Here is a 12,325-nt window from a genome sequence, read left to right on the forward strand (position 1 = left end):
GGCGGCTCCACCATTTCAGGCGATTTGCAGCAATGCAGGACGCTTTTGTTGATGGGGCCGAATTAGGATCGACGGGTGTTCAAAAACGTTATTTTTGCCCGGCCTGAGTATGCCGTGATTGCTCAAAACCTATAAGTGCAAATGATAATGAAGCACTCGCTATCGCTGCCTAACCCAATGACCTCACGGTCATAAGTTAGAAAGCTACGCGCGGTTGAACCCACCGGGCAACAGAAGGGAATTCAGCGGTTTGGAAGGCGCCGGGCAACAGAAGCCTTCCACTTTACCCATTGCAAGGCAGAATAGCTGTAATCGGCCGGGAGCTTGATGTCAGACTTGCGCGCTATTTGGCGGCGCTGTTGGAGCTATGTCGGCGGTTTCGGCGATCAATATTCAGAGCCGTAAACCCGATGCAGTTCGATCGCTTCGATCATCTTGGCACCGGCCATGAAGACCGCGCCGGTCGCAGCCAGGAACAGCATTTTTCCGCCCCATCCGGGATATTGGATCAGATAATCCTGACCCCGGGCAACCGCGCCGGTGGCGAGGGCATAGGTGATGAGAAAAGCCTCGAACTTGGTTTTGATTATGAACAGCCGTTTGAATTTTTTCCACATGCCATTCTAATAGCAAACACCGTGCCAATCGCAGAAATGCGACGTTTCTCACGGTAAAATATAGTAAACTGTAAGTTAATCCGACATTTGAAAGGGCCAGCTAGCGGTCGAGCTCGGTCAATCCGCAAATTTCGAGCAATTTGTGTCGCGCCTTGCTGATGGCGCCGACCAGTTCACGACCAGCAAGCTGATCCGGATTGATCGCTTCCGGCCAATATTCGGCCACCACTTTGGCAATCTCCTCAAGCTTTTCCGGCGTTGCCATGAACCGCTGGTCTACCGCCTCGGGGTTGGCAACGACGCGCAAGCGCAGGCAGGCAGGACCGCCACCATTGGCCATCGATTGCCGGACGTCGACCGGGCAGAGCTTGCGGATAGGGCCATTGCCGGCAACCAGATCGGTCAGATAGCTCCAGACAGCATCATTCTCGCGCGCTTCGGTCGGCAGGATCAGCGCCATCCCAGCCCCGTCCGGAAGTGTCACCAATTGCGCGTTGAAAAGATAGGATTTAATCGCGTCTTCCAGACTGACCTTGTTGGCTGGAACGATGACAATTTCGGCATCCGGCATCGCTTTCCGGATCGCGCCATATAGCGCTTCGGGCTGTTCGAATGCCTGTTCATGGGTAAACAACACCCGCTCATTGGCCACTGCGACGACATCGTTGTGGAACGCACCGGCCGCTATGGCGATTTCGGCCTGCTGCGCGAAAATCACGCGGTCGTGGTCGAGGCCATGTTTCCGGGCCACCGCCTTGCTCGCCTCGATATGCTGGCGGGCAGGAAACGGACCGCCGCTCTTGCCATAGACAAAAATCTCGACACCGGCGGCGTCATGGGTGGAACAAAGCCGCATATGATTGGCCGCTCCTTCGTCACCAAATGGCGACGGCACCGGAGCATGAACCGAGAAATATTCTCCGTTGGCAAAAGCCAGTTTCAACTGCGCCAGCGTTCCCGGCCATTCATGGCTGCGGTGTGGCATGGTCTGCAGATTGGCGACGGTGAGATGGCATTTGCCGTCCGGTGCATCGGGTGCAGGCGAAATGGTCGCGGCATTGGCGGCCCACATCGAGGACGCGGAAAAGGATGCCGCACGGATATGCGCCTCGGCATCATCGACCGTCGTACCCAGGCTTTTCAGCCAGCCGATATTCGGCCGATCCAGCGGCATGAAGAAACCCTGTGCCAGCCCAAGATCGAGATTGTGGCGCATCTTGGCGATGCCCTGCAAGGCCGCTTCACGCGGATAGGCGGTTTCTCCGGCATTGGTCGAAGAAGCGATATTGCCGACGCTCAGTCCGGCATAATTGTGGCTCGGCCCGATAATGCCGTCAAAATTGATCTCGACCAGCGTGCTCATCTCGGGATATACCGGATTATGTCACCGACCGAGAGGCCGATATTGGTTGCTGCCTGTTCATCAATCGTCACGCCGTCATCATTTTCGTCAAGCATGGCATAGGTAGCTTGGAAATCACCCAGATTGCCGTGCGAAATAATCACCTTCGTTCCGCCTTCGGCGAGAGCGGTGATTTTTGCGGATTTGGAATTGCGGATGCTGGTTACGTCATCGGTCTTGGCAATCATCGTCGGGCCGCCGTCAAATATATCGACATAGCCATCGTAGGAGAAATTCTCATTCTCCAGCATCCGCATCGCGGCGCGGCCATTTGGATGCGGGATGCCGATTGCGGCACGCGCGGATTCGCTGAGCATAGCCGTATAGATCGGATGTTTGGGCATCAGATCGGCGATGAACTGGTTGCCGTGGATGGCGTTGAAATAATCGGCTTCCTGAAAGCTCATGCCGAAAAAACGGCCAGCGAGGCCATCCCAGAAGGGCGATCCACCTGCTTCGTCAATGATCCCGCGCAGTTCGGCAAAAATCTTGTCGCCGAACCGGTCGCGATGTTCCTTGATGAACAGGTAGCGGCTGCGGGCCAGCAACATGCCGAGACCACCGGCGCGTTCGCCGGGGTGGAGAAAAAGGCCGCCGACTTCGCTTGCGCCTTCAAGGTCGGTGACCAGGCCCAGCATCTGGGCGCTGAACGTCCGGTCCAGTTCCTTGCTGGTTTGCGATAGAGTGCTGAGGCGATAGGAATAGAAGGGCCATGTTTGTCCCACTTTGGTGAACAATTGCGAAGTACCGCGCACGGCGCCGGTTTCGACATTTTCCAGCACCATGACAAACAGATCGTCGCCATGCGAATTGCTATCGCTCTGATAGGCGCGTTCGGATCGCTCCAGCTTTTGGGTCAGCGAGTCACGGTCGGCAGGCAGATTTGTAAAGCCGCCGCCGGTCAGTTTCGCCATTTCGTAAAGATGCTGCAGGTCGTCGACCCGCGCTGCGCGTATCCGGAAACTCATAATCCTCCCTTTTCGGCAATCCGCATGATTGTCAGCGCCGATAATTGCGTCCGTTCAACCAGACTTTCTACTATCATGAATTCGTCGGAACTGTGGATTGCTCCGCCTCTGACGCCCATAGTATCTACCACCGGGACACCGCAAGCGGCGATGTTATTGCCGTCGCAAACCCCGCCGGTGCCGCGCCAGTTGATATCAAGACCCAGATCCTCGCCGCATTGTTTGACCAGCCCGAAAAGCTTCTGTGCCTGAGGATCGATCGGCTTAGGCGGGCGACCGAAGCCGCCATGGCAATGGACGCCAAGATCATGTTCACGGGCAATCGTCGTAACCAGCTCGTCGAGCGCAGCTTGCGCATCGCTTTGATCCTTGAGCGATTTTGGCCGGAAGTTTACCCGCAGGATCGCGTGCTCGGGGACCGCATTATTGGGACCGCCGCCATCGATCTTCGCCGGGTTCACGCTCAGGCCTTCGCGATGGAGCGCCTTCAGTCGCAGCGCCATGTCCGCTGCCGCGATCAATGCGTTGCGACCTTCGTCCGGATTGCGACCTGCATGGGCGCTCTTGCCGGTGAATATTATCGAGAAATTGCCGCTGCCCCCGCGTTCCCCGGCGAGCGTGCCGTCGGGCAGGGCGGGTTCATAGGTCAGCGCCGCGATTTTGCCCTTAGCCAGCCGCTCGATCAGCGCTGCTGACGATCCGGAACCGACTTCCTCGTCGCTGTTGATCATCACATCATAGCCGATCCGGCTGGCATATTCGCTTTGCTCAAGCAATTGCAGCGCGCCGAGCATGACCGAAATTCCGCCCTTCATGTCGGCGAGCCCGGGGCCATTCAATATACCACTCTCCAGCTCAACGATCTGCTGAAACTGATGGTCGGCAGGAAAAACGGTATCCATGTGGCCGGTCAACAAGATGCGGACTGCTGCTTCAGGACGGACCGACGCCACCAGATGCTGGCCGCGCTGAACGAGGTCAACGCTACCATCCGCACGCACCGCTTCGACCGGTGCGGGATCGATCAGTACTACATCACCCGGCAGCGCAGAAAAGGCATCCGCGAGCATCGCAGCAACGCTTTTGAGCCCCTCCAGGTTGGTAGTGCCGCTGTTGGTGTTGGCCCATGTCAGGGTTCTTGGCAGCAAGGGCAGGCTGGTCGCCCGATCCAGCGTTTCTTTTATCGAGAAGGAATCTGCTTTCATCTGAAACCGATAGCATTTGTCACGAGCCCATACCACCCGCTCAGTTATCCGGAAAACGCTGTCCTACACCAGCCCGGATCACTACTGTCCCGATATCGGTCCGCCAGTGGACGCGTTGCCCTCTTCCGCGAAGGAGTATCAGTCATGTGCCAGAGCAATATCCTAATTGAATCGCGCTTTTGCGAAAATAGAGGCTCCGAGCAAGAGTTGATGGAATTTCAATGTGTTTCCTGCGGTTCTTTTTAAACACCCGCAAGAAAAGCAAAATTTTCTATAACAGTGTAAAGTGTGTAAAGTTCGTTTCCGGGACAATCCTTTTCGCTCTCTCGTTTATCCCTCCCATTTACAGGGCGAAAAAGAGCCTCCATAGACGGCTGCGATTCCTCCCCGGAAAATTTTGAAAACTTGCGGCGCACTCTGTACGCTGCAAAAAAATGCATTTGAACGAGGAAGAACTATGTCCGAATATGTCAGTCAGAACAATATCCAGATCGCACAGGAATTGTTTGATTTTGTGAATGACCGCGCCTTGCCGGGAACCGGTGTAGATGGCGCAAAATTCTGGCAGGGCTTTGCGGATCTGCTTGGTAAGTTCGCTCCCCACAATGCGGAACTATTGGCAAAGCGCGAGAAGCTGCAGGCACAGATAGATGCCTGGCATATTGAGCACAAAGGCCAGCCAATCGATCAAAGCGAATATCAATCGTTTCTGAAAAGCATTGGCTATCTGGTTGAAGAACCAAAAGCTTTTGCGATCAAGACAGAAAATGTCGATCCTGAAATCGCGACCATGGCAGGACCGCAACTGGTGGTGCCCTCGCTTAACGATCGTTTCGTTCTGAATGCGGCCAATGCACGTTGGGGTAGTCTTTATGATGCTTTTTACGGCACCGATGCTCTGGACGCTCCGCCAGCTAAACCGGGCGGCTACGATCCGGAACGCGGTGGGCATGTGGTCAAGGCGGCCAAGGCCTTTCTCGATGAAGCTTTTCCTCTGTCCTCAGGATCATGGGCTGATTTTGCCGGTGGTGAGCCTGCGTTGACCGATCCGTCGCAACTCGTTGGACGGAATGGCCAGTCCCTGTTGCTCAAACATAACGGCCTGCACGTCGAAGTCGTGATCGATTCTGCGCACCCCATTGGCAAGGATGACCCCGCCAATATCGCCGACGTTCTGATGGAAGCCGCGCTTACCACGATCATTGATATGGAAGACTCCGTTGCCGCCGTCGATGCCGAAGACAAGGTGCTGGCCTATACCAACTGGCTTGGCCTGATGCGCGGCGATCTCGACGCATCCTTTGACAAGGGCGGCAGGACAGTCGAACGCAAGGCAAATCCGGATCGCGACTATGTCGATCTGGACGGCAAACCATTCACCCTGCCGGGCCGAAGCCTGATGTTTGTCCGCAACGTCGGCCATCTGATGGCCAATCCGGCGGTGCTGCTCGCCGATGGTTCGGAAGCGCCAGAGGGTTTGCTCGACGGCGTGTTCACCAGTCTGATCGCGATGCACGATATCAAGGGACTGGGCGCATTGCGCAACAGCCGCGCCGGTTCGATCTATATCGTGAAGCCGAAGATGCACGGGCCGGAAGAATGCGGTTTTACCAATGATCTGTTCGATGCGGTGGAAGACCTGCTCGGGCTGGACCGTCACACGATCAAGGTGGGCGTGATGGACGAAGAACGCCGCACGTCGGCAAACCTGGCTGCCTGTATCCATGCGGTGAAGGACCGGGTCGTTTTCATCAATACCGGTTTCCTCGACCGGACCGGCGACGAGATCCACACCTCGATGCAGGCTGGTGCGATGCTGGCCAAAGGCGAAATCAAGAAGAGCGACTGGATCACCGCTTATGAACAGCGCAATGTCGCCATCGGTCTGGCTTGCGGCATGTCCGGCAAGGCGCAGATCGGCAAGGGCATGTGGGCCGCGCCCGATATGATGGCCGACATGATGGAGCAGAAAATCGGTCATCCGATGACTGGTGCCAATACCGCCTGGGTGCCGAGCCCGACGGCTGCGACATTGCACGCGATCCATTATCACCGGGTCAATGTATTTGACCGGCAGAAAGAAGTGGCGGCTGACGGAATTGCACCGCTCGACAAATTGCTGACCATCCCGTTGGCAGATGGCCATAATTGGTCGGACGCTGAAATCGAGCGCGAACTGGACAATAATGCCCAGGGCATATTGGGCTATGTCGTGCGCTGGATTGATCAGGGCATCGGCTGTTCCAAGGTTCCGGACATCAACGATGTCGGCCTGATGGAAGACCGCGCGACGCTGCGAATTTCATCGCAGCATATGGCCAACTGGATGCTGCACGGCGTCTGTTCGGCAGAGCAGGTCGATGCCGCGTTGCTGCGGATGGCGGCCAAGGTCGACGGACAGAATGAAGGCGATCCACTATATCAGGCAATGGCACCGAATCCGGATGACAGTCTGGCGTTTCAGGCGGCTCGCGATCTGGTGTTCAAGGGTGTCGAGCAGCCAAGCGGCTACACAGAGCCATTGTTGCACGCTTATCGCCGGAAGCTGAAAGCGGCTGGTTAGGAAAGTAGTCTGGCTAGTTCGACAAATTCGGAAACGGCGAGGGTCTCGGGCCGGCGTTGACTGTCAATACCGGCTTGTTCCAGCGCTTCGAGGCCACCGGGCAGCTTCTTGAGGCTTTGACGGAGCATTTTTCGCCTCTGGCTGAACGCGGTTTGCGTCAGGACTTCCAGCTTGGCGAAATCAACGCCTTCGGGCTGTGCCTTGGGGACAAGATGGACCACCGCCGACATCACCTTCGGCGGGGGCGTGAAGGCGGAGCGGTGGACCGTCATGGCCAGCTTGGCCGTGCTACGCCACTGGGCGAGGATTGAGAGGCGGCCATAAGCGCTCGATCCCGGCGCTGCGACGATGCGGTCAGCAACTTCGCGCTGGAACATCAAGGTCAGAGATGCCCATTGCGGCGGCCATTGCGGTGCAGACAGCCACTGGATCAGCAGCGCCGAGCCGACATTATAGGGCAGGTTGGAAACGATATGAAACGGTCCGTCAAACAGGCTGCCATGATCCAGCGCCAGCGCATCGTCGTTGATCAACCTCAGTTGTTCGGGGAAAAAATCGGACAATTCGGTCAAGGCCGGAACACAGCGTTCGTCCCGTTCGACTGCGGTTACCTTCGCGCCGGCCTGCAGCAGGGCACGCGTCAAACCGCCAGGGCCGGGGCCGACTTCGAAGACGGACTGGCCGTCAAGGTCGCCGGGAACCGCAGCGATCCGTTTGAGAAGCTGCATGTCGAACAGGAAATTCTGGCCTAGCGCCTTGCTCGCGGTCAGGCCGTATTTCTTGATGACCTCCCTGAGCGGAGGCAGGACGATATGCTGGCTCAATGGTCGTGGATCTGTCGGTTGGCGACGGCGGTGGCCGCCATCTGGATCGCCGCAATCATCGATCGCGGATCGGCAATGCCTTGCCCGGCGATGTTGAAGGCGGTGCCATGATCCGGAGAGGTCCGGACAATCGGGAGGCCCAGGGTCATGTTCACCCCGTCGAAGAAATGCAGGGTCTTCAAGGGTATCAATGCCTGGTCATGATAAGGGCAGAGCGCGATATCATATTTGATCCGCGCTTCTTCGTGGAACATCGTGTCGGCGGGCATCGGATCGGTTATGTCCATGCCTTCGAGCCGCAATTCGTCAATCGCCGGTTGCATGATCCGTTGCTCTTCGTCGCCGAGATTGCCGTTCTCGCCCGCATGAGGATTGAGTCCGGATATTGCGATGCGGGGCTTGTCTATCCCGAAATTGCGGATCATCGCCTTCTCTGCAGCGCGGGCGCGAGCGATGATAAGTCGCGTGGTCAATTGCTCGGGGACGTCTTTCAGTGCGATATGGGTGGTCATGGGAACAACCCGCAACGATGGTCCCGCCAGCATCATTACGGCATTTTCTCTAGCTATTCCGCAACGCTCCGAAACGAACTCCGTCTGACCCGGATAGCGGAAGCCGACCTTATAAAGTTGGGTTTTGGAGACTGGCGCAGTGATGATTGCTCCGGCGTCTCCGGAACGCGCTAGTCCGCAGGCAATCTCGAGCGCGTGCAAAGAACATTGTGCGCCGTCCATGGTCGCCTCTCCCGGAATAGCGGCAGCGGCCTCATGGATGTGGAACACAGGCAATGCTTTGTCGAATGTTTCACCGGCCTGCATCGGCTGCTCGATCTTCTGAACAGGAACGCCCGAAAGATTTTCAAAATCGGCAAAATTCCCGATGGCAAAAAACGGTTTCAGTCCCGCTTCTACGCGCCGTTGCCAGCTCTTGCCGATGATTTCAGGTCCCACCCCTGCTGGGTCGCCACACGAGATGGCAAAAGGTTTGGCGGTCCACTCCGCCATTAATTATATTCAATGATGGCGTCGCGTCTCAGATCACGCAGATAAATCTGGGCCCGTTTGTTAACGCGGTCATTTTCCAAGCGAGACATGATCGCGTCAAAAGACGGCGCTGAAGCGGATTGCGGATCATCGCGTCCGCACAGAATAAGGACGCGAACGCCGTCTTCAACCGAACCAAATGGCTGGCTTGCCTGACCGATCTGCAATTCCGCAATCGTTCCTTGCAGCGCTGCTGGAAGGTCGCGAAGTTTGACCTGATCGTTGTCGACCACGCTGGCACCCAGTTGAGCGGCAACCTCGTTGGCTGCGCCGCAGCCCTTGATGGCTTGCGTTGCTACAGCGAACTTCTCGGCTTTTGCCGCTGCTTGCGAATCGGTGGTTCCTGCTGGGAAACTTATTGCCAGCTGTTTGAGGCTGAGCAGTGCGTTGCGAGGATCAGCCGTCAGAACCTGGCGTGAATCGATCAGGTAAAGGATCGAAAAACCACCCGGCACCTCTATTGGCCCAACTACTTGCCCCACTTGCATCTGCTCGGCGGCATCGCCAAGGGTTTGCGGCAATTGGGCAGGGCGAACCCATCCTAGGTCACCGCCGGTTGCGGCAGTCGAAGCTTCCGAAAACTGCCGGGCATATGCGACAAACGAGCCGCCGGCCCTGATCTGTTCCAATATCTTGCGCATATTCTCGGTAACTTGCGCTTCGGTCTCCTGAGACGCCGACATGTAGATTTCGCCGATACGAAACTCGCTAGTACCCTTGGAGGCGTTCAAGCGTTCGATAATAGCGTTTACCTCTTCGTCGCCGACATTGATGAACGGCTGGATGTTACGGCGCAACAGGCGGTTCCATGCCAATTCGCCTTTGATCTGGCGTTTCAGCGTATCGGTGGAAGAGCCTTGAGTCCGCAGATATTGATCGAACGCGCCGATATCCTGCTTGAAATTCTGCTGGGCTACTTGGCGGAAAGTCGATTCGACTTCTTCCGAGGTGATCGAGATTTCATTGGCCGCGGCTTCCTGAATTTGCAGCGTCTCATCGATCAGATTTCGTAACACCTGAAGCCGTAAGCGTTGTTTCTCCTCGTCGGAAACTTCGCCGCCATTGGCCGCAACGATCAAGGCGAGGCGGTGGCCGACATCGGTCCCGGTTATAATGTCTCCGTTGACAATCGCCGTAGCGCGGCGAACGTTGGGGTCATTCTTGCCAAATAGGGTCAATTCATCGGGAATATTCAGTCCGGTTTGCGGTAGCGAAGCGTCTCCGACCGTCTGACTAACTGACGGTGAAGCTCCTGCAATCGCAAGCGCCGCAACCAGCGTCGCCTTGGTCTTGAATCCCTGGATTCTCATATTCAATAAATTCATTTCTTGTATCTTCTCAACTACTAAGAGTAAATTTCATGCAACAGATAGCAATCACCTGCTGAACCCAATATGAGCGGGTTAACCCGTTTGGAATTCCTTTACACGCCCAGATTGCGCAAGGCCAGCCGGAACAGAAAAGTACTGCCGCGCCGCGCGTCTCCGGTATCTTCATAGTCGTAACGCCATGTCACGCCCATGGAAAGACAGCCGTCGTCATAAGCCACCCCAAGGCGGTGTCGCACCGGTTCATAACCATCAGCGACCGAAATCGGGTCCTCGCTACGATCAGTCAAATCGACGATCGCGGAGCCAAAAACGGACCAATATTGATCGATCTGATAGCGACCCCCAATGCGTATTTCTTCGCGGTCTCTGAGGTCTTCCAGCTCCGGTCCGATATTACGGTTCAGACGCAAATAGCCAATTTGTGCGTAAGTACCCTTGGTGCCGACTGTCGCGTCAATCTCGTTGCGCCGTGCAGCAAGATTATCCTTGTCGAGCCGGAATCGGTGGGTAAATCTTACGATATCCTTGAACCGAACATTGGTGCGGCCGACGATATCGGAAAAACGATCGGATAGCCCGGTGCCTTCCGGAACGATATTGTTGTTATTTTCCAGCCGATAGCTCTGGCCGACGATCATGTTAACCTGCAGATCGGGGCGATTGATTTCCCATTCCAGTCCATAGGTGGCCCGGACATTGTCCTCATAACGATCATAGCCGGGGAACCGGTTGAGCGCGAAAAGATTGCTGTCTTCCAGATCAACGGCGCGCGCGTCCTCGTTGGGAACCGAGAGATTGGCAAGGCCCGGCGTCGCGACGACCTGAAAGCGGGGTGTGATCGTCTGTGTACCGCCGAAGGCCTCGCCAATGAACGGCCATTTCACATCGACCGCAGCCGTAGCTATTGCGCGTGTCTGCCAGCCGGCTTGGCCGCGGTAAATCGCAGTCTCGTTGAGCGCATTGTCATCGCTATGATAAACATCGCCGCGGGCAAAGCCGGTGAAGGTGATTTCTTGCCCCCAGTCGGTGAGCTTCCTCAAGTCCCATCGAACCGATCCGAATGCACGTTGTGTATCCTGACCTTCACTCCGCCCTATTGCCAGACTGTTGGCCTGGATTTGCAGTCGTCCGCCAAGGATCGGATCGTTGAACCGTTTGCGATAGTCGATCACCGGCAAGGCGACTGGAACGCGGTTTTGCGGATCGTTCACCCGCAATGTCTGAAATGCCCATCCGGCCAACGAGAAATAACTGCTATCGCTGATCCGCTCGAGGTTGATCGTTGAGCGAAGGGTGTCATCGTCGCTGATGTCGTAGCGTCTCAGGAACGTACGATCCGAAGCGATGCGGGCCGATTGCGAAACAGACCATTTGTCGTCGAGCCGAAACCGTCCGTTCGTCGCAAAATAGCCGCGAAAGTCGTTTTCGGTATTGGGTGAAATTTGCGAGGCACCTGTCGGAATGCGCGACCCATAAGTCGCATAACCGGTCAGTTGGAACGCGCCTTTCTCGTCGAGGCTGCGATAATTACCACTGATCAGCGGCGCAACATCTGTAAATATCTGTGCGGTGACCGTGGCATCCTGATTGGGTGCAATGCTGAAATAATAAGGTACTGTAAGTCCAAGGCCGTTCACAGTGTCCAGTTTGACGTCGGGAACCAAAAGACCACTGCGGTTCTCGTCGCTAATGGGATGAGACAGACCAGGCAGCGGTATGACGGGCAATCCGAAAATTTCTATCCGGGCGCCTTCATATTTTACACGCTTCTTGACCGGGTCATAGATCACTTTCACAGCCTTGATTTGCCAGCTCGGATTTTTGGGGCATCCGTCCTCGGTCGTGACCGCGCAAGCGGTATAGGCTGCATTATGGAGTTCCAGCGTGCCGTCGGGAAAGCGCTCGCTTCTGTTTGCGGCCAATCGGCTGCCGTCTTCGAGAACAAGCAAGAGGTTATCAACGGCTCCATCGCGCAAGCTATCGGTCAGCTCGATCCGGTCGCCATAAGCAACGTCGCCATCGGGGCTGGTCGACCGGATATTGCCTTCCGCGACAACCAGGCCGGTTTTCCGATTCCACACAACCTGATTAGCGCGCAATTTATAACCATCGCGATTCAGGATTACATTTCCCTCGGCGGTGACAATATCGTTTTCGAAATCATAGTCGATCGTATCGGCCTGGAATTCGATTTCATCGTTCTGCTGATCCACGGCTGCGGCGGCATCGCTTTGCGATTGCGCCATTGCCGAAGCTGGCGTCACTACAGCCAAGAATAAGGTAAAAAGGGCGGGGGAAGATTTCATCGACTGGGTTAACCTGCTATTTAGCCCCACTTTGGACAGTTTCTAATATCACTCCGTCCAGCTTTC

Annotated in this window: 9 protein-coding genes and 1 other RNA gene (1 of these 10 running past the window's edge); 2 read left to right on the forward strand and 8 right to left on the reverse strand. The window is 56.1% G+C overall.

Annotated features, from left to right (window positions below; translation table 11 throughout):
• Positions 1-245: a transfer-messenger RNA gene (gene ssrA, locus V7680_RS03590) on the forward strand (it extends 103 nt beyond the left edge of the window).
• A gap of 141 nt (positions 246-386) precedes the next feature.
• Here ssrA and V7680_RS03595 read toward each other — a convergent pair.
• The 4 genes from V7680_RS03595 to V7680_RS03610 form a co-directional block, all read right to left on the reverse strand.
• Positions 387-617 (reverse strand): hypothetical protein, encoded by a 231-nt coding sequence (locus V7680_RS03595; protein WP_335651923.1) that lies wholly within the window; start codon positions 615-617, stop codon positions 387-389.
• A gap of 100 nt (positions 618-717) precedes the next feature.
• Positions 718-1,980 carry an N-succinylarginine dihydrolase gene (locus V7680_RS03600; protein ID WP_335651924.1) on the reverse strand — a complete coding sequence of 421 codons (1,263 nt, stop codon included), beginning with the start codon at positions 1,978-1,980 and terminating at the stop codon, positions 718-720.
• Entirely contained in the window at positions 1,977-2,987 is a 1,011-nt protein-coding gene (locus tag V7680_RS03605) for an arginine N-succinyltransferase (RefSeq protein ID WP_335651925.1), read from the reverse strand. Before V7680_RS03605 ends, V7680_RS03600 begins: the two co-directional genes overlap by 4 nt.
• Positions 2,984-4,192: a hydrolase gene (locus tag V7680_RS03610; RefSeq protein ID WP_335651926.1), complete on the reverse strand. Its 1,209-nt coding sequence runs from the start codon at positions 4,190-4,192 to the stop codon at positions 2,984-2,986. Before V7680_RS03610 ends, V7680_RS03605 begins: the two co-directional genes overlap by 4 nt.
• 457 nt (positions 4,193-4,649) lie before the next feature.
• Between V7680_RS03610 and V7680_RS03615 the strand changes: the two genes are divergently transcribed.
• A complete protein-coding gene (locus V7680_RS03615) occupies positions 4,650-6,755 on the forward strand; it encodes a malate synthase G (RefSeq protein ID WP_335651927.1) in 2,106 nt (701 codons plus the stop codon).
• Here V7680_RS03615 and rsmA read toward each other — a convergent pair.
• The 4 genes from rsmA to V7680_RS03635 all read right to left on the reverse strand — a co-directional run bounded on the left by rsmA (position 6,752) and on the right by V7680_RS03635 (position 12,199).
• On the reverse strand, positions 6,752-7,579 hold the full coding sequence (rsmA, locus tag V7680_RS03620) for a 16S rRNA (adenine(1518)-N(6)/adenine(1519)-N(6))-dimethyltransferase RsmA (protein WP_335651928.1): 828 nt from the start codon (positions 7,577-7,579) through the stop codon (positions 6,752-6,754). The genes V7680_RS03615 and rsmA overlap by 4 nt on opposite strands.
• Complete coding sequence (gene pdxA, locus V7680_RS03625; protein ID WP_335651929.1) at positions 7,576-8,583, reverse strand: 4-hydroxythreonine-4-phosphate dehydrogenase PdxA; 1,008 nt, start codon at positions 8,581-8,583, stop codon at positions 7,576-7,578. Before pdxA ends, rsmA begins: the two co-directional genes overlap by 4 nt.
• On the reverse strand, positions 8,583-9,932 hold the full coding sequence (locus V7680_RS03630) for a peptidylprolyl isomerase (protein ID WP_335651930.1): 1,350 nt from the start codon (positions 9,930-9,932) through the stop codon (positions 8,583-8,585). Before V7680_RS03630 ends, pdxA begins: the two co-directional genes overlap by 1 nt.
• Positions 9,933-10,045: 113 nt before the next feature.
• On the reverse strand, positions 10,046-12,199 hold the full coding sequence (locus V7680_RS03635) for an LPS-assembly protein LptD (protein WP_335651931.1): 2,154 nt from the start codon (positions 12,197-12,199) through the stop codon (positions 10,046-10,048).
• Between the last annotated feature and the right edge of the window lie 126 nt (positions 12,200-12,325).

The sequence above is a fragment of the Parasphingorhabdus sp. genome (genome assembly GCF_036963705.1).
Taxonomy (GTDB): Bacteria; Pseudomonadota; Alphaproteobacteria; order Sphingomonadales; family Sphingomonadaceae; genus Parasphingorhabdus.

Excerpts from the sequence above, each read along its gene's own strand:
- V7680_RS03595 (WP_335651923.1), bottom strand. The coding sequence starts at position 617 with ATGTGGAAAAAATTCAAACGGCTGTTCATAATCAAAACCAAGTTCGAG.
- V7680_RS03600 (WP_335651924.1), bottom strand. The coding sequence starts at position 1,980 with ATGAGCACGCTGGTCGAGATCAATTTTGACGGCATTATCGGGCCGAGC.
- V7680_RS03605 (WP_335651925.1), bottom strand. The coding sequence starts at position 2,987 with ATGAGTTTCCGGATACGCGCAGCGCGGGTCGACGACCTGCAGCATCTT.
- V7680_RS03610 (WP_335651926.1), bottom strand. The coding sequence starts at position 4,192 with ATGAAAGCAGATTCCTTCTCGATAAAAGAAACGCTGGATCGGGCGACC.
- V7680_RS03615 (WP_335651927.1), top strand. The coding sequence starts at position 4,650 with ATGTCCGAATATGTCAGTCAGAACAATATCCAGATCGCACAGGAATTG.
- pdxA (WP_335651929.1), bottom strand. The coding sequence starts at position 8,583 with ATGGCGGAGTGGACCGCCAAACCTTTTGCCATCTCGTGTGGCGACCCA.
- V7680_RS03630 (WP_335651930.1), bottom strand. The coding sequence starts at position 9,932 with ATGAGAATCCAGGGATTCAAGACCAAGGCGACGCTGGTTGCGGCGCTT.
- V7680_RS03635 (WP_335651931.1), bottom strand. The coding sequence starts at position 12,199 with ATGGCGCAATCGCAAAGCGATGCCGCCGCAGCCGTGGATCAGCAGAAC.